The 17,233-nt window shown below is 74.6% G+C and carries 12 protein-coding genes; 8 read left to right on the top strand and 4 right to left on the bottom strand.

Annotation, left to right across the window (positions count from 1 at the left end):
* Positions 1-26: 26 nt before the first annotated feature.
* The 4 genes from manB to MF672_RS46480 all read left to right on the top strand — a co-directional run bounded on the left by manB (position 27) and on the right by MF672_RS46480 (position 6,455).
* Positions 27-1,106 carry a mannose-1-phosphate guanylyltransferase gene (manB, locus tag MF672_RS46495; RefSeq protein ID WP_242374907.1) on the top strand — a complete coding sequence of 360 codons (1,080 nt, stop codon included), beginning with the start codon at positions 27-29 and terminating at the stop codon, positions 1,104-1,106.
* Positions 1,107-1,147: 41 nt separating this feature from the next.
* Positions 1,148-2,041 carry a DNA-3-methyladenine glycosylase family protein gene (locus tag MF672_RS46490; RefSeq protein WP_242374959.1) on the top strand — a complete coding sequence of 298 codons (894 nt, stop codon included), beginning with the start codon at positions 1,148-1,150 and terminating at the stop codon, positions 2,039-2,041.
* A 48-nt stretch (positions 2,042-2,089) separates the two neighbouring features.
* Entirely contained in the window at positions 2,090-4,645 is a 2,556-nt protein-coding gene (locus MF672_RS46485) for a bifunctional FO biosynthesis protein CofGH (protein ID WP_242374908.1), read from the top strand.
* Positions 4,646-4,706: 61 nt separating this feature from the next.
* Positions 4,707-6,455: a substrate-binding and VWA domain-containing protein gene (locus MF672_RS46480; RefSeq protein ID WP_242374909.1), complete on the top strand. Its 1,749-nt coding sequence runs from the start codon at positions 4,707-4,709 to the stop codon at positions 6,453-6,455.
* 368 nt (positions 6,456-6,823) lie between these two features.
* Here the strand turns inward: MF672_RS46480 and MF672_RS46475 are convergent, their stop codons facing one another.
* The 3 genes from MF672_RS46475 to cofD all read right to left on the bottom strand — a co-directional run bounded on the left by MF672_RS46475 (position 6,824) and on the right by cofD (position 9,877).
* Positions 6,824-7,567: a lytic polysaccharide monooxygenase gene (locus tag MF672_RS46475; RefSeq protein ID WP_242374910.1), complete on the bottom strand. Its 744-nt coding sequence runs from the start codon at positions 7,565-7,567 to the stop codon at positions 6,824-6,826.
* A 91-nt stretch (positions 7,568-7,658) separates the two neighbouring features.
* A complete protein-coding gene (locus MF672_RS46470) occupies positions 7,659-8,942 on the bottom strand; it encodes a coenzyme F420-0:L-glutamate ligase (RefSeq protein ID WP_242374911.1) in 1,284 nt (427 codons plus the stop codon).
* On the bottom strand, positions 8,939-9,877 hold the full coding sequence (cofD, locus tag MF672_RS46465) for a 2-phospho-L-lactate transferase (protein ID WP_242374912.1): 939 nt from the start codon (positions 9,875-9,877) through the stop codon (positions 8,939-8,941). The genes MF672_RS46470 and cofD overlap by 4 nt, the downstream gene beginning before the upstream one ends.
* A 181-nt stretch (positions 9,878-10,058) precedes the next feature.
* Between cofD and MF672_RS46460 the strand changes: the two genes are divergently transcribed.
* The 4 genes from MF672_RS46460 (at position 10,059) to MF672_RS46445 (ending at position 16,932) form a co-directional block, all read left to right on the top strand.
* Positions 10,059-12,116, top strand: a complete 2,058-nt coding sequence (locus tag MF672_RS46460; RefSeq protein ID WP_242374913.1) for a hypothetical protein — start codon at positions 10,059-10,061, stop codon at positions 12,114-12,116.
* Positions 12,117-12,434: 318 nt separating this feature from the next.
* Positions 12,435-12,695, top strand: coding sequence for a WhiB family transcriptional regulator (locus MF672_RS46455; RefSeq protein ID WP_020546325.1), 261 nt, complete (start codon positions 12,435-12,437; stop codon positions 12,693-12,695).
* A 113-nt stretch (positions 12,696-12,808) separates the two neighbouring features.
* Positions 12,809-15,631: a glycosyltransferase family 2 protein gene (locus MF672_RS46450; protein ID WP_242374914.1), complete on the top strand. Its 2,823-nt coding sequence runs from the start codon at positions 12,809-12,811 to the stop codon at positions 15,629-15,631.
* The gene (locus MF672_RS46445; RefSeq protein ID WP_242374915.1) at positions 15,628-16,932 is read left to right on the top strand and encodes a DUF5719 family protein; all 1,305 of its coding nucleotides are present in this window, start codon (positions 15,628-15,630) and stop codon (positions 16,930-16,932) included. The genes MF672_RS46450 and MF672_RS46445 overlap by 4 nt, the downstream gene beginning before the upstream one ends.
* Here MF672_RS46445 and MF672_RS46440 read toward each other — a convergent pair.
* A complete protein-coding gene (locus MF672_RS46440; RefSeq protein ID WP_242374916.1) occupies positions 16,925-17,197 on the bottom strand; it encodes a DUF1905 domain-containing protein in 273 nt (90 codons plus the stop codon). The genes MF672_RS46445 and MF672_RS46440 overlap by 8 nt on opposite strands.
* Positions 17,198-17,233: the final 36 nt, after the last annotated feature.

The following is a 17,233-nucleotide window of genomic DNA, read 5'->3' as shown; positions in this document are numbered from 1 at the left end:
AACCTCACGGAGTGATGGAGAGCTCTTTGCCAGACCTCGAGGCGATCCTCCTGGTCGGGGGGCAGGGCACGCGCCTGCGTCCGCTGACACTGGGCACGCCCAAACCGCTGCTGCCGACGGCCGGCGTGCCGTTCCTCGCCCACCAGCTCGCCCGGGCGCGATCGTTCGGCGTGCGCCGGATCGTCTTCGCGACCTCGTACAAGGCGGCCATGTTCGAGCCCGCCTTCGGCGACGGGGCGGCCTTCGGGCTCTCGCTGGAGTACATGACGGAGGAGACGCCCCTCGGCACCGGCGGAGCCATCCGCAACGCCGCCGAGGCGCTCGGCGCGGGCCCGTCCGACCCCGTGCTCATCCTCAACGGCGACATCCTGTCCGGGCACGACATCGGCGAGCAGGTGCGCCTGCACCGCGAGCGCGGCGCCGCTGTAACGCTCCATCTGACCGAGGTCGACGATCCGTCGCGCTTCGGCTGCGTGCCGACCGACGACGCCGGCCGGGTCACGGCCTTCCTGGAGAAGACCCCCGACCCGGTCACCAACCGCATCAACGCCGGCTGCTACGTCTTCACCCGCTCGGTCATCGACACGATCCCGAAGGACGAGGTCGTGTCGGTGGAGCGGGAGACGTTCCCCGGGCTCATCGAGGCGGGCGAGCTGGTGCTCGGCTACGCCACCCGCACCTACTGGCTCGACGTCGGCACCCCGGCGGCGTACGTGCAGGGCTCGCGCGACCTCGTGCTCGGCCGGCTGCGATCCCCGGCGGTGCCCGGGCCGACCGGCGAGCACCTGGCGCTGCCCGGCGCCAGCGTGTCGCCGTCGGCCAAGGTCGAGGGCGGCACCGCGGTCGGCGCGCGGGCGGTGGTCGAGGCCGGGGCCGCGGTCATCGGCTCGGTGCTGAGCGACGACTGCGTGGTCGAGGCGGGCGCGCTGGTCGCCGACTCGGTGGTGGGCAAGGGCGCCCGCGTCTGCGCGGGCACGGTGGTGCGCGACGCGGTGATCGGCGACGGCGCCGTGGTCGGGCCGCACAACGAGCTGCAGAACGGCGTGCGCGTCTGGCCCGGGGTCGAGCTGCCCGAACGGGCGGTGCGCTACTCCAGCGACGTCTGACGACCCGCCCACCGGCCGGGGCGCGGCACACTGGACGGGTGATGGAGCGCAGGTGGGCGCCGCAGGGGCCGCTCGACGTCGGTCTGGCGTTGCAGCCGCATCGGCGCGGCAGCGGCGACCCCGCCTGGCGCCGCACCCCCGACGGGGCGGTGTGGCGCACCTCCAGAACGCCCGCCGGCCCCTGCACGCTGCGCGTCCGCGTCGCCGGCGGCGAGGTGCACGGCCAGGCGTGGGGTCCCGGCGCGGACTGGGCGCTCGACACCCTGCCCGCGCTGCTCGGGGCCGAGGACGACCCGTCCGGGTTCACCGTGCGGCACGAGGTGCTGGCCGACGTCGTCCGGCGGCATCCCGGGCTGCGCATCGGCCGCACCGGCCGGGTCATGGAGGCCCTGGTGCCGGCCGTGCTGGAGCAGAAGGTGGTGGGCCGGGAGGCGTGGCGGGCCTGGCGGTGGCTGCTCGCGCGCTACGGCGAGCCCGCCCCCGGCCCGGCTCCCGAGGGCATGCGGGTGATCCCCGAGCCGGCGGTGTGGCGGCAGATCCCGATCTGGCACTGGCACCGCTCCGGAGCCGAGGCGGTGCGCGCCCGGACGATCGCCACCGCCGCCTGGCACGCCGACAAGCTGGAGGCCGCCCGCACCACGGAGGAGCTCGACCGGCTGCTGCGCGCGCTGCCCGGCGTCGGGGTGTGGACCTCCGCCGAGGTGCGGCAGCGGGCGCTCGGCGACCCCGACGCGGTCAGCGTGGGGGACTTCCACCTGGCCAAGCTGGTCGGCTACGCGCTGACGGGGGAGAAGACCGACGATCCGGGCATGTTGCGGCTGCTGGAGCCGTACCAGGGGCATCGGCACCGGGCGACGGTGCTGGTGTGGTTGTCGGGGCTGCGGCCGCCGGCGCGCGGGCCCCGGATGCCGGTTCGCGACTATCGGGCGTTTTGACCGGCCCTGGGTGCGTGTGTCGAACTCAGCGCGCCGTACTGTGCCTGTATGGATCTGGTCAACGATTCCGCGCTCCGCCGTGCTCTCGCCCGCGCCCGCGACGGCAAGACCCTCGACGTCACCGAGGCGAGTGTGCTGCTGCACGCGCGGGACGAGCACCTCGACGCCCTCCTCGACCACGCCACCCGGGTGCGTGACGCCGGCCTCGCCGCCGCCGGCCGCCCCGGGGTCATCACCTACAGCAGAAAGGTCTTCATCCCGCTGACCAGGTTGTGCCGGGACCGGTGCGGCTACTGCACGTTCGCCACCGCGCCGCACAAGCTGGAGGCGCCGTTCCTCAGCCCGGACGAGGTGCTGGACATCGCCCGGCAGGGGGCGGCGATGGGCTGCAAGGAGGCGTTGTTCACGCTGGGGGACCGGCCGGAGGACCGCTGGCACCAGGCCCGCGAGTGGCTGGACGCCCACGGCTACGACGACACGCTGTCGTACGTGCGGGCCATGGCGATCCGCGTGCTGGAGGAGACCGGCCTGCTGCCGCACCTCAACCCGGGGGTGATGGGCTGGCGGGACCTCCAGCGGCTCAAGCCCGTCGCGCCGTCCATGGGAATGATGCTGGAGACGACGTCGCGGCGGCTGTTCGAGGAGAAGGGGCAGCCCCACTACGGCTCGCCGGACAAGGACCCGGCGGTGCGGCTGCGGGTGCTGGAGGACGCCGGGCGCAGCAACGTGCCGTTCACCACGGGCATCCTCATCGGCATCGGCGAGACCGTGCGGGACCGCGCCGAGTCGATCTTCGCGATCCGCCGGGTGGCCCGCGAGTACGGCGGCATCCAGGAGGTGATCGTGCAGAACTTCCGCGCCAAGCCGGACACGGCGATGCGCGGCATGCCGGACGCCGACCTCCAGGAGCTGGCCGCCACCATCGCCGTGACCCGCCTGCTGCTCGGCCCGAAGGTCCGGGTGCAGGCCCCGCCGAACCTGGTGGACGCCGAGTACGAGCTGATGATCCGGGCCGGCATCGACGACTGGGGCGGCGTCTCCCCGCTCACCCCCGACCACGTCAACCCCGAGCGGCCCTGGCCGCAGATCGACGACCTGGCCGCCCGCACCGCCGCCGCCGGGTTCGCGCTGCGCGAGCGGCTGACCATCTACCCCGAGTACGTGCTGGCCGGCGAGCCCTGGCTGGACCCGCGCCTGTCCGCGCACGTGGCCGCGCTCGCCGACCCGGCGACCGGGCTGGCCCGCGAGGACGCCGTGCCGGAGGGCCGCCCGTGGCAGGAGCCCGACGGCGGCTTCGTCCCGGCCGGCCGCGTGGACCTGCACGTCGAGGTGGACACCGACGGGCGCACGCACGACCGGCGGGAGGACTTCGACCACGTCTACGGCGACTGGGAGGCGCTGAAGGACCGCCTCGGCGCGGCCGTCCCGACGACGCCGGGCGACCTCCGGCAGGCGCTGCGCCGGGCCGCGAGCGACCCGGCCGGGCTCACCGACGACGAGGCCGTGACGCTGCTCGGCGCGGACGGCGAGGCCCTGGAGGAGCTGGCCGCCATCGCCGACGACCTGCGGCGGCAGGCGGCCGGCGACGACGTGACGTACGTGGTCAACCGGAACATCAACTTCACCAACGTCTGCTACACCGGCTGCCGGTTCTGCGCGTTCGCGCAGCGCCGCACGGACGCCGACGCGTACACGCTGAGCCTGGAGCAGGTGGCCGACCGGGCGCAGGAGGCGTGGGAGGCCGGCGCGACCGAGGTGTGCATGCAGGGCGGCATCCACCCCGACCTGCCGGGCGCCGCGTACTTCGACATCGCGAAGGCGGTCAAGGAGCGCACGCCGGACATGCACGTGCACGCCTTCTCCCCGATGGAGGTCATCAACGGCGCGAGCCGGACGAACCTGTCGATCCGCGCGTGGCTGGAGGCCGCCAAGGAGGCCGGGGTCGACTCGCTGCCCGGCACGGCGGCCGAGATCCTCGACGACGACGTGCGCTGGGTGCTCACCAAGGGCAAGCTGCCGACCAAGGAGTGGATCGAGGTGATCACCACCGCCCACCGGGTCGGCATCCCGACGACGTCCACGATGATGTACGGGCACGTGGACGACCACCTCCACTGGGTGCGGCACATCAAGCTGATCAGGCGGCTGCAGGAGGAGACCGGCGGGTTCTCGGAGTTCGTGCTGCTGCCGTTCGTGCACACCAGCGCCCCGATCTACCTGGCCGGCATCGCCCGCCCCGGGCCCACCGCGCGCGAGAACCGCGCCGTGCACGCCCTGGCCAGGATCCTGCTGCACGGCGCGATCGGCAACATCCAGTGCTCGTGGGTCAAGCTCCAGGACGACCTGTGCCGGCAGGTGCTCCAGGGCGGCGTGAACGACCTCGGCGGCACGCTCATGGAGGAGACCATCAGCCGCATGGCGGGCTCGGAGAACGGCTCGTACAAGACGATCAGCGAGCTGCGGGCGATGGCCGAGGTCACCGGGCGGCCGGTGCGGCAGCGCACCACCGGGTACGGCGTGCCCTCGGCCGAGCGGCTGGCGGCCTCGGCGGCCAGCGACGGCGTGTGCGGGAGCGTGCGGCGGGTGCTGCCGATCGTCCAGTAGTTGTAACAGGTTCTAACGACGGGTTGCGTGCGGCCCGCCCCAGCCTGGGAGAATCGTCCTCGTGCGGTTGGGTCGGCATCGCGCCGCGCTGTCCCCCGAGCAGCGGCGCAGTAGGGCGCTGCGCAGGGGCATGCTGGCCGGGCTGGCGGCGGTGGCCATCGTGGCCGCCGCGCTGACCGTGGTGCTCGGCGGCGCCGGAGCGTTGTGCTCCACGCGGGAGCCAGTCCTGGTGAGCGTCGCGGCGGCGGTCGACGTCGCCCCGGCGGTCATGGAGGCGGCCGGGCGCTTCAACGACACCAAGACGTCCACGGGCGGCCGGTGCGTGCTGGTCCAGGTGACCGAGCAGCCGCCGGCCACCGTCCTCCGCACCCTCATCGGCGACCGGGCGGGCGTGCTGCGCGAACGTCCTGACGGCTGGATCGCCGACTCCTCGGCCTGGATCCGGCTCGCCCGCCAGCAGGGGGCCAGCTCGCTGCCGGCCGGGGAGAGCGTGGTCGCCACGTCGCCGCTGGTGTTCGCCACGCGGGCGTCGCTGGCGCAGCGCTTCTCCGTCGGCCGGACGGAGATGAACTGGCGGATGGTGTTCCCGTCCACGGTGCGTGGGCGGCTCACGCCCACGGCCGACGAGCCCGACGTCGTCCGCGTCCCCGACCCCTCGCTGGCCGGGGCGGGCATCGCGACCGTGGCCGCCGCCCGGGACGTCGTCGGCACCGGGCCCGAGGCCGACAAGGCCCTGACCGCGTTCGTGCGCTGGGCGCAGGCCGGCTCGGCGCCCGACTACCGCAGCATGCTGGCCGCCGTGGACGACCGCACGTTCTGGCGGCGGCCCGTCGTCATCGTGCCCGAGCAGTCGGTGCGGAACCACAACCTGCGGCCCTCCGCCGACCCGGTCGTGGCGCTGCACCCGCGCGAGGGCACGATCGAGCTCGACTACCCGTACGTCGTCACCGCCACCGACCCGGTCGTGGCGGAGGCGTCCACCCTGTTCGCCGACTGGCTGAAGGGGCCGCAGGCGCAGGAGATCGTGCGGCGGGCCGGCTTCAGGTCGGGCGACGGCAAGCAGGGGCCGATCTCGCCGGGGCCGCAGATCCCGGCCGCCGAGCCCAGGGTGCGCACGTCCGTCACGCCGCAGGACATCGACGAGGCGCTGCTCGCCTGGAGCCGGCTCGCCCCGCCCACCAATATCCTCGTGCTCGCCGACACCAGCAAGCACATGGCCGAGCCGCTCAAGGGCAGCACCCGGGTGCAGGTGGCGCTGGAGGCCGCCAAGATCGGGCTGCGGCTCTTCCCCGAGTCCACCCACATGGGGCTGTGGGAGTTCGCGGACGGGCTCGGCCAGGTCAAGGGCTACCGGGAGCTGGTCGGGCTCGGCCCCATCAACGAGCCCGAGACCGGCCAGGTCATCCGGCGCAGCCGCCTCGACGAGGCCACCTCCACCCTCACCGCCCATCCGAAACGCGACAGCTCGCTCTACGACGCCGTCCTCAGCGGCTTCCGGCGGATGACCGGCGAGTACCGGGAGGAGATGAACAACTCGCTGCTGGTGATCACGGCGGGCAAGGACGACGGCAAGGGCGTCGACCTGACGCGGCTCGTCGACACCCTGCGCCGCGAATGGCGGCCGGACCGGCCGGTGCAGATCGTCGTCATCGCCTTCGGCAACGGGGTGGACCGGGGGGCGCTCGGGCAGATCGCGGCCGTCACCAACGGGTCGCTGCACGAGGCGCAGCGGCCGGACGAGATCATCGACGTCTTCCTCGCCGCCCTCGCCCGCCGCCTCTGCCACCCCACCTGCAAACCCACCCCGTAAGCCACCCCCGCCCTGGCTCTCCCGCAGCGGGCCGGCGCTCTGCCGTCGCCGGACTCCTGCCCCGCAGGGCCCTTCGCCAGAGGCGTCCCTCTGGGATCCTCTTCGCGCGGACTTCCGTCCGAAGGCCCGCTCCGAGACGGCCTCCGCCGCGAAGGGGCCCGCGCCGTTGGGACGGTCCTGCATCCGACGGCGGGCTCTCGCTCGAAGCGCCTCTCGTCTCCCTCCGCCGGGCGGGGTGCCGCTCCGTGGACGGTGTGTCTCGTCCGGAGGGCCCCTCGCCTGGGACGGCCGTCCGTCCAGCGGCGGGCCGGCGCGGACCCGCTCGGGGGCAGGGGGCGCCTGGGTGGGGCGTCCCCTTCCCGGGAGGGTCAGACGCGCTGCCAGAGGGCCGGGACGTTGGGCGGCTCCCAGCCGGCCAGGGAGGTGTGGGCCTGGATGCAGCGGTAGGTCACCCCGTTGTAGGTGACGGTGTTCCCGACCGCGTAGGCGACGCCGGCGCGCCACGTGCCGGACGGGCTGGTGGTGGGCGTGGCGGTCGGGGTGGGGGTGGGCGTGCGGGTCGGGGTCACGGTCGGGGTGGGCGTCGGGCTGGGGTTGCCGCCGCCGCCGACCTGGAGGTCGATGCAGGAGTAGAAGGCGTTGGTGGTGTCGGAGATGTTCCAGATCGCGAGGACCTTCTGGCGGCCGGTGAAGCCGGACAGGTTGACCGTGTGCGAGACCGTCGCGGGCGGTTGCTGCCCGCCTCCGTCGAACACGGCGACCCGGGTGTTGCCGATGTAGTACTCGTAGTTGGCCGTGGCGTGCCGGGCGGTGAACGTCCAGGTGAAGGTGACCGTGGTGCCCACCGAGGCGACCGGCCACGGCTTGCTGTCGTCGTTGAGCTGGGCGAACTGCGACAGGTTGGCGTTGCAGGTGCGCAGCCCCTTCGGGCCCTCGACGCTCTGCGGCTCGTAGATGATGTTGCCGCAGTCGGGCACCTTGCCGGCCGCGCAGTTGGCCTGGCGGCTGGGCGGCGCGTTGACGTACCCGTGGGCCAGGGCGGGGCCGGTGTTGAAGACCGTGGCGGCGACGGCGATCACCGCCACGGCGACTAACGTGAGCATCCTTCGCATGGAAGCGGCTCCTTTACATGGGGGGATGCTCCAAATGTAAAGGAAAGTTTCCTAACGGTAAATGGTCCCTGACCCGGCCGCACTCCCCGGGTCAGCGCGTCAGGACGAAGTCGGCAGGGTCGCGCGGGGCCCGGTCGCGCGGCGGCGCGGCCGGGTGCCCGACCGCCACGCAGCCCATCGGGTCCCACGCCGGCGGCAGGTCGAGCACCGCGCGCACCACCGGGCGGCAGAACATCGTGGACGACACCCACGCCGACCCCAGGCCCTCGACGGCGAGCTGGATGAGGAAGTTCTCCACCCCGGCCCCGGTCGCCACCACGAACATCTCGCGCTCGGCGGCGTTGCGCCGGTCGTCGCGGTAGGTGTGGGAGCCCTCCATCACCAGGCACGGCACGACCAGGTAGGGCGCGTTGCGCAGCACGTCGCCGCGCCGCACCCGCTTGGCGATCGACTGCTCGCCGAACCCGTCGCCCCGCAGGTCCTCGATCCAGGCCTCGCGCATGGCGTCGAGCAGCTTGACGCGCGTCTCGGGCGACTCGACCAGCACGAACCGCCAGGGCGTGGTGTGGTGCGGCGCGGGCGCGGCGATGCCCGCCGCCACCGCCCGGCGCACGGCCTGCGGGTCGACCGGCCGGTCGGCGAACTCCCTGATCGTCCGCCGGGCGAAGACGACGTCGCGCGACCCGTGCCGGAACAGGTCCTCGTCGGCCGGGCGGACCAGCGGCGCGGCACCCGGGCCGTCCTCGTCGGTGACCAGGTGGGCCAGGCCGCGCACGATCGCCACCGGCACGCCCGCGAGCTTGCCCTTGACCAGCTCGGCCGCCGCCGCGATCTCGTCGGCGAGCGCCGTCACGGTGACGTTCAGCTCGTTGCCGTAGGCGTCGGAGCGGCCACGGAAGTCGTCGAGCGGCCGCACCCCGGCCGCGCCGATCGCCACGTCGGTCAGCCCGTTGCGCCACGGCCGCCCGAAGGTGTCGGAGACGATCACGCCCGCCCGCACGCCGAGCCCCGCCCGGATGCGCCGGGCCGAGGCGTCCGGGTCCTCCGGCAGGAGCAGGACGGTGCCGGGATCGGTGTTGGAGGCGTCGACCCCGGCGGCGGCCATGACGAAGCCGTGCCGGGTCTGGGCGATCACGGTGTCGCCGCGCCGGGCGACCACCCGCTCGGTCTCGTCCTCGATGGCCTGGCGGCGGTCGGGCGCGCGGCGGACGCGGCCCTCGGCCTTGCTCACGATCTTGGAGGTGACGACGACGATGTCGCCGTCGCGCAGGCCGGCGCCGGACAGCAGGGCCGCGACGTCGTCGCCGGCCCGCACCTCGCCGATGCCCTCGACGGGGATCACCTCAAGGGTGGCGGGCTGCGGGGAATCGCTCATCGGGACAGCTCCAGGGCCAGGTCGAGGGCGGTACGGGCGATGCCGGCGGCGGCCTCGGCGTCATGCATGAGGATCGGGCGGGACACGACCCGCACGCCGTCGAGCGCGACGCCGGAGTCCTCCTCGGCCACGAGCCAGCCGTCGACGAGGTCGGCGCCGTACAGCTCCAGCACCGCCTGCGCGGTGGTCTCCACGCCGATGGCCGTCAGGCAGGCGTCGGCCATGCCGCGCACCGGCGCCCCGCCGATGATCGGCGACACGCCGACGACGGTCTTGGGCAGCAGCGCCTCGCGGATGCCCGGGACCTGGAGGATCGTCCCGATGCTGACCACCGGGTTGGACGGCGGCAGGATGACGACGTCGGCCTGCCTGATCGCGTCGAGCACGCCCGGCGCGGGCTTGGCGGTGTCGACCCCCACCAGCGCGAACGACCGCGCCGGCACCGAGGCGCGCAGCCGCACCCACCACTCCTGGAAGTGCACCGCGCGCCTGCCGCGCTCGTCCTCGATCACCACGTGCGTCTCGCAGCGGTCGTCGGTCATCGGCAGCAGGCGCACGCCGGGCTGCCAGCGCGCGCACAGCGCCTGGGTGATCTGCGACAGGGGATAGCCGGCCTCCAGCATCTGCGAGCGCACGATGTGGGTGGCGAAGTCGCGGTCGCCGAGCCCGAACCACTGCGGCTCCACGCCGTACGCGGCCAGCTCCTCCTTGACCACGTGGGACTCCTTGGCCCGGCCCCAGCCCTGCTCCTCGTCGATGCCGCCGCCCAGGGTGTACATGACGGTGTCGAGGTCGGGGCAGACCCGCAGCCCGAACAGCGTGATGTCGTCGCCCGTGTTGCCGATCACGGTGATGGTGGCGTCCGGCTCGGTGGCGCGCAGGCCGCGCAGGAAACGGGCGCCGCCGATGCCGCCGGCGAGTGACACGATGTGCATGGGCCTCAGTCTTTCACCGGGCTCCGACAAGCCCGGGCGGGGGAGTTGGTTTTCACCGGCTGCAACCGCGTACTTGCAGGTATAGGCCGAATTGAGATGTAAGGGGTTGGTGGGACGCCCGACGCCTGACTTGACGATGTGGCAAACTCCCTTCGGGCCAAAGGGTCCGATGGGGGTACTTGTGAGCAAACTTGACGTTGCGCGGCTGCGGGAGCCGGCCGCCTGGATCATGCTCGTGGCCGGGCTCGTGAGCGTGGTGCTGACGATCGGCCATCTCCTGATCGGCTCGTCCTCCGGCTCGTCCTTCACCGGCCGGGCCGCCTCGAACTTCTTCGGCCTCACCGACCCGGTCGTCACGGCGCTGCTGCTCGGCGCGGTGCTGCTGGTCACGAAGGTCGGCACGCCGTCGGACAAGGCCAAGCCGATCACGTACGGGGCGGCCGTCGGGCTGCTGCTCGCCGCCGTGTTCGGGATGCTGTCGCTGCTGCTCGGGCTGTTCGCCGGGGACGGGGCGCGCTCGACCGTGGAGTTCGTGCTGCTGGGCGCGCCCCGGCTGGCGCTGACGGCGGTCGCGCTCGTGTACCTCCTGCCGCAGGTGCTGCCCGCCCGGCCGGTCGCGCAGGTCTACCACCACCCGCAGTTCGGGCAGCCGCAGTTCGGGCAGCCGCAGCCCGGTTTCGGCGGACAGCCCGAGCAGGCGTTCGGCCAGCCGCAGCCGGGCCCCGGCCACGGGCAGCAGCCGCCGATGGGCCAGCAGGCGCCGTCCGGCCAGCAGCAGCCCGGTTACGGCCCCCAGGACGCGCCCGTCCCCGGCTTCGGCCCCCAGGACCAGCCCGCGCCCGCCGCCGGCTACGGCCAGCAGCCGCCCTCGGGGCAGCACCCGATGCCCCAGCAGCCGCCGATGCCCGGCGGCCCGGTCCAGCACGGGCCCGGCGGGTACGGGCAGCAGCCGCCGTCCGGGCAGCACGCCGCGCCCGCCCAGCCCCAGCCCATGGCGGCCCAGCCCCTGTCGGGCCAGCACGCCGCCCCCGGCCCGTACGCCCCGCCCGCCGACCCGCAGCAGCCCGCCTACGCCCCCCAGCCGCAGCAGGCCGCCGAGCAGCCGCACCCCCAGGTCAGGGGCGCGCTCCCGGCCGCGCCGCAGGACCAGCAGCAGGGCTTCGGCCGGCCCGACTCGCCGTACGCGCCCCCGCAGGGCCCCGGCGGCGGCCAGGACGCCGGCTACGGCGCCAACCCCGGCCAGGACGCCGGCTACGGCACGAACCCCGGCTTCGCCGCCGGCCAGGACCAGCAGCCGTTCGGGCAGCACGCCTACGCGCCCGCCGACACGGCGCCCACCGTGGACCGCCCGGCCCCCGCCCACGCCCACGCCCTCCCCGACTACGCGACCCCGGCCCCTGACTACGCGACCCCGGCCCCATCCACCGACTACGCGACCCCGGCCCCGGACTACGCCACCCCGGCCCCGTCCCTCGACTACGCCACCCCCGCGCCGTCCCTCGACTACGCCACCCCGCCGCCGGCCACGGACTACGCGACGCCCGCGCCGCAGGAGTACAACACCCCGCCCGCCCAGGAGTACCAGCCCGCCCCGTACGTCCCTGCGGACAGCCAGCCGAGCCTCTACGGCCACCCGAGCCCGAACCCGTACGCACCCCCGGACTCCTTCGCCACCCCCAGCGATCAGTCCTACCCGACGGGCGACACCGCCCCGAGCGTCCCGTTCCAGCCGCCGGCGCAGCAGCCGCAGCAGCCGTACTACGGGCAGAGCGCGTTCGACCAGCCCCAGCAGGGCGGCACCCCGTTCACCGGGTACTCGGGCGCCGAGTACGCGGGAGGCGCCGGCCAGGCCCCGTCGTACCAGGAGCCGGACCCGCCCGTGGACCCGCGCTCCCAGCAGCTCCTCGACGCCTACCAGCAGGCGGAGACGTACCAGTCGTCCGCCGGCACCACCCCTGACCTGCGCGTCCCCGACTACACGTTCGGTCACCCGCAGTCCCAGGCCCCGTACGAGCCCCAGCAGGGCGGCTACGAGCCGCGCCCGTACCAGCCGGCCCACCAGGCCCCGGCCGCGCCCGCGACCCCCGGCTGGCCGGGCGGCGAGGCGCAGGGCGAGTCGACGGTGCGCCTGGACCCCTCGGCGATGCGGGGCGACGCCCTCGACGGCGACCAGCGCCGTCCGGGCGACGACCCGATCAACCCCACTGCCATATACACCCCCAACGAGCCCCGCAGGTAACGGACCGGCAAGGAACGGCTAGAGAGAAGGTGGGCCACGGGCGGGCCTCTATACCGCCCTGGTACGGTTCGGACCGCTGACAGGTTGCGCGACCCCAGGTCGAGCCCCCGAAAGGGCGGGTTCGTCCGGGCGAGAACATCACATGCCAAGCACACCGGGGCGAGATCTGGTCTTTCCCCGGATACCTGCATGCCGCTTGACGCCGGACAGCGCACGCGCGTGTAATTACAACCATGTTGTTACGCCTTCCCGTGGGTGGGTAATAAGGAAGGCGTCCATGGGGGGCTCCATTGCGGGCGGGCGGCAGGGAGGTGTGCAGTGACCGATCCGGTCATCGCACAGGATCAGCTTGACGCTGAAGAACTTGGCTGGCAGGAACGCGCGTTGTGCGCGCAGACGGATCCGGAGGCGTTCTTCCCGGAGAAGGGCGGCTCGACCCGAGAGGCCAAGAAGGTCTGCCGATCGTGCGAGGTCCGTGCGGAGTGCCTGGAGTACGCACTCGAGCACGATGAGCGGTTCGGCATCTGGGGTGGGCTGTCGGAGCGGGAGCGCAGGAGGATCAAGCGCCAGGCCGTTTGACATAGAGGCGGAAGGGTCACGTGGGACGACCACGTGACCCTTTTGCGCATCTTCTGACAGCTCTGACATGTATGGTGGGCCCGCCTGACCATCCCCCCAGGAGTCACCTGCACATGTCCCGTCCCTACGTCACCGTGGTCGTCGTCGCGCACGACGGCGGACGCTGGCTGGGGGAGACGCTGCGGGCGCTGGTGAGCCAGAGCCGCAGGCCCGACCGCGTGATCGGCGTCGACAACGGCAGCAGGGACGGCTCGGCCGACCTGCTCGCCCAGGCGCTCGGCCGCGGCAACGTGATCTCCCTGCCCCGCTCGACGGCCTTCGCCGAGTCCGTCGCCGACGCGCTCGGCCGCCTGCCGTCCGCCGGCCCCGACGAGTGGGTCTGGCTGCTCCACGACGACTGCGCCCCCGACCGGTGGGCGCTGGAGGCCCTGCTCGGCGCGGTCGCGCACGACCCGAAGGCCGCCGTCGTCGGCCCCAAGCTGCGCGACTGGCTGGACCGCCGCCGCCTGCTGGAGGCGGGCGTCACGGTGGGCCGCACCGGGCGCAGGGACACCGGGCTCGAGCCGCACGAGTTCGACCAGGGCCAGCACGACGGCGTCCGCGAGGTGATGTCGGTCTCCACGGCCGGCATGCTGGTCCGGCGCGACGTGTGGGAGGCCGTGGGCGGGCTCGACCCGTTCCTCCCGCTGTTCCGCGACGACCTCGACCTGTGCTGGCGGGTCCGCAACGCCGGCCACAAGGTGCTGGTCGCGACCGCCGCCGTGGCCTGGCACGCCGAGGCGGCGGCCCGCCGCCGGCGGCGGATCACGGTGAGCGGCGACCATCCGCGCCGGCTCGACCGGCGCAACGCGATCTTCGTGGTCATGGCGAACCTGCCCTTCCGCGCGATGCTCTGGGCGCTGCTGCGCAACGTGCTGGGCTCGTTCTTCCGGGCGCTGCTGTTCGTCCTGGGCAAGCAGCCGGCGAACGCGCTGGACGAGCTGGTCGCCATGGGGTCGGTGCTGGTGCACCCGCTGCGGCTGGCCCGGGCGCGGCGCGCCCGCCGCCACGGCCGCAAGAGGGGATATATCCGCATAAAGCGGTTGATGACCCCTCCGGGCGCGGCCTACCGGCGGCTGGCCGACATGGTGCAGAGCTTCCTCGCCGGCGAGACCCCCGTCGAGGCCGCCGGCCGCCACCACCACGCCCCGGCCGCCACCGAGGACGACGACGAGCACGCGCTCGTCCCGGCCGACAGCGGGGCCGTCAAGCGCTTCCTGTCGCGGCCCGGAGTCGTGCTCATGCTCGCCCTGGCCGCCGTCTCGCTGGTGGCCGAGCGCTCCCTGCTGTTCGGCGACCGGCTCGGCGGAGGCGCGCTGGTGCCGGTGTCCGGGAGCGCGGGCGAGCTGTGGGCGTTCTACACCGAAGGCTTCCACGACGGCGTCGGCCTCGGCTCGGACGCCTGGGCGCCGCCCTACGTCGCGGTCGTCGCCGCCCTGTCCACGCTGGCGCTCGGCAAGACCTGGCTCGCCGTGACGGTGCTGCTGCTCGGCTCGGTGCCGCTCGCCGGGGCCACCGCGTACCTGGCCACCCGGCACGTCATCCCGGCGGTGCCCGCGCGGGCCTGGGCGGCCGGCACGTACGCGCTGCTGCCCGTCGCGACCGGCGCGATCGCGGCCGGGCGGCTCGGCACGGCGGTGGTGTTCGTGCTGGTGCCGGTCTACGCCTCGCTCGCGACGAGCGTGCTGTCCGCCGAGCCGCGCCGCGCCCGCCGCGCCGCCTGGGCGCTCGGGCTGCTGCTGGCCGTGGGGACGGCGTTCGTGCCGCTGACGTACCCGATGGTCGCGCTGCTCGCCGGGGCCGCGCTCGCGGTGTGGCGGCGGCCGGGGGTGGTGACGTCCGTGGCCGTCGCGCTGCTGGTGCCGGTGGCGCTGCTGTTCCCCTGGCTGGCCACGCTCGTCGCCGCCCCGGGCCGGCTGCTGCTGGAGGCCGGGCTGCACGACCCCGCCCTGGCGGACGCCTCGCTCGCGCCCGAGGCGCTGCTCACGCTCAGCCCGGGCGGGCCCGGCCTGCCGCCGTTCTGGGTGACCGCGGGCCTGCTCGCGACGGCGCTGGCCGCGCTGCTCATGCGCCGCCAGCGGATGATCGTCGCCCTCGGGTGGGGAGTCGCCCTGTACGGGGTGCTGACCGCGATCCTGGTCAGCCGGATCCCGGTCGGCGGGACGCGGGGCTGGCCGGGAGTGCCGCTGGCGTTCGCCGGCACCGGGCTCGTGGTGCTCGTCGCCCTGACCGCGCACCGCCTGGCCGGGCTGCGCGCCGGGGGCGGGCTGCGGCGGCTCGGCGCGACGGCGGCGGTGGCGCTGGCCTTCAGCACGCCGCTGCTGGCCGCCGGCTGGTGGGTCTACACCGGCGTACGCGGCCCGCTGACCGGCGACGCCCCCGACGTGCTGCCCGCCCTCGCGGCCGCCCGGAGCACGCACGGCGAGCGGACCCTCGTGGTCAGGGGGGCGGCGTTCACCGTGCTGCACCGCCGTACGCCGCTGCTCGGCGAGGCCGAGCTGCCCGTCCCCGCCGAGGCCGCCGCCCGGGTGACCGCCGCCGCGCAGGGGCTCGTCGGCGGGCGCGGCGGCGACGCCGCCACGCTGGCCCAGCACGGCATCGCGATGATCGCGGTGGCCCCGCCCGTCTCCGCCCGGCTCGCCAGGACGCTCGACTCGCAGCCTTCGCTGGAACGCCTCAGCCTGTCGGAGTCGGGCGGCCTGTGGCGGCTGGCCGAGCCGGTGACCCGGGTGCCGGCGCAGCCGGAGAGCGTCCTGCACAAGCCGTGGTTGTGGGCGCAGGGCGCGATGGTGCTGGTCATGCTGGTCCTGGCCGCCCCCGGACGGCGGGAGAGCCCGCAGGACGCCCCGGCCGAGCCCGCGCCGGCCGCGCCCCTCCTCGCGGCGAGGGCGTCGTGAGGGCCTTCGTCGAGAACAGGTTCGGCCTCCTCGCGGTGGTGACCGCCGTCCTGGCCGCCCTGTACGGGATCGCCTGGATCACCCGCCCCGCCCCGGCCGCCCCCGCCTCCGCCGCTCCGCGCAAGGTCCCGGTGGAGGCGGTCACCGCCGTCTGCCCCGGCACGAAGGGCGAGCGGGTCGGCGTCTACCTGCCCGGCGCGCTGTCCCACGAGACGATGGAGAGCGGCGAGCCGTACGTGACCAACGGCCCCGGCGCGCTGGAGGCCGGCTACACCAGCCGCGTCACGCGCGGCGCCGCCCGCGGCCTGGCCGGCGTCCGCTGCACCGAGCCCGCGCCCGCCACCTGGCTGCTCGGCCCCGGCCCGGCGGACGCCTCGGTGGTCCTGCACCTGGTCAACGCCGACAAGGCGCCCGCCCTGGTGGACGTCCAGGTGCACGCCCCCGAGGGGCCGGTCTCCGGCGACAAGGGCGTGGGGCTGGAGATCGCGCCCGGCGGGAGCCGCGCCATCGACCTGCGCACGCTCGCGCCGTCGGCCGACATCGTCGCCGTCAGCGTCACCACCGTCTTCGGCCGGGTGGCGGTCTCCGCCCGCGCCGTCCTGGAGAGCGGCGGTGTGGACTGGATCCCCGCGGCCGCCGCGCCCGCCACCCGCGTGGTCGTCCCCGGCATCCCGGGCGGCGGCGGGGGCCGCGAGCTCGTCGTCGCCGCGCCCGGCGAGACGGACGCTACGGTGCGGGTGCGGGCCGTCAGCGAGGACGCCGAGTACGCGATGCGCGGGCGGGAGTCGCTGGACGTCCCGGCCGGGGGCGTCGTCGCGGCGGACGTCACCACCGGCCTCGCCGCCTCCTCCGCGGCCCTCGTGCTCACCTCGGACGTGCCGATCGTGGCCGGGTTCGTCATGACCGGCACCGGCGAGCACCAGGACGTCGCCTTCACCGCCGGCACGCCGTCCCTGGAGCTGGGCAGCGCGGTGGCCGCCAACGGCGCGGGCTCCCGCCTGGTGCTCACGGCCGTGGGGACGGCCCCGGGCAAGGTCCGGGTCCAGGTGGTGCCCGGCAAGGGCGCCGCCGGGCCCGCCCTCGACGTGGACGTCCCGGCGAACCGGACCCGCAGCGTCCGGCTCACCGCCCGCGGCGACTTCGCGGTGGTCGTCACGCCGGTCGCCGGCGAGGTCTACGGGGGCCGGGTGCTGGAGGAGCGGCGGAAGGACGGCCTCCTGCTCACCGCCCAGCCGCTGGCCCCGGCCCGCGTGTGGACCCTGCTGCCGCCGCTCGCGGACACCCCGCTCGTGGTCAGGTGACCCGCTCCAGCAGGTGCACGCTCACCGCCTCGCCCGCCTCCTTGCCGAGCAGCCCGCGCAGCCCGGCCTTCACCGGCAGCTTGTGGGTGCCGTCGCCGAGCGCCATGAACGAGGCGCGGAACGGATGCCCGTCGATGGTGCCGCGCACCCTGACCAGCCCGCGCGTCCCGAAGAACTCGGCCGATCCGGGCATCACGACGTACGTCCACCCGCCCTTGCCCTCGCTGCGCACCAACGTCGCGGTGAACCTCTCGTCCAGCTCCATGGCTCCTCCTCGTCCGGCTGTCGTGAAGGAGGGACC

It is taken from the genome of Actinomadura luzonensis, from assembly GCF_022664455.2.
Lineage (GTDB): Bacteria > Actinomycetota > Actinomycetes > Streptosporangiales > Streptosporangiaceae > Nonomuraea > Nonomuraea luzonensis.
This window is presented reverse-complemented; position numbering and strand designations above follow the sequence as displayed.

Excerpts from the sequence above, each read along its gene's own strand:
- MF672_RS46490 (WP_242374959.1), top strand. The coding sequence starts at position 1,148 with ATGGAGCGCAGGTGGGCGCCGCAGGGGCCGCTCGACGTCGGTCTGGCG.
- MF672_RS46440 (WP_242374916.1), bottom strand. The coding sequence starts at position 17,197 with ATGGAGCTGGACGAGAGGTTCACCGCGACGTTGGTGCGCAGCGAGGGC.
- MF672_RS46485 (WP_242374908.1), top strand. The coding sequence starts at position 2,090 with ATGGATCTGGTCAACGATTCCGCGCTCCGCCGTGCTCTCGCCCGCGCC.
- cofD (WP_242374912.1), bottom strand. The coding sequence starts at position 9,877 with ATGCACATCGTGTCACTCGCCGGCGGCATCGGCGGCGCCCGTTTCCTG.
- MF672_RS46475 (WP_242374910.1), bottom strand. The coding sequence starts at position 7,567 with ATGCGAAGGATGCTCACGTTAGTCGCCGTGGCGGTGATCGCCGTCGCC.
- MF672_RS46450 (WP_242374914.1), top strand. The coding sequence starts at position 12,809 with ATGTCCCGTCCCTACGTCACCGTGGTCGTCGTCGCGCACGACGGCGGA.
- MF672_RS46470 (WP_242374911.1), bottom strand. The coding sequence starts at position 8,942 with ATGAGCGATTCCCCGCAGCCCGCCACCCTTGAGGTGATCCCCGTCGAG.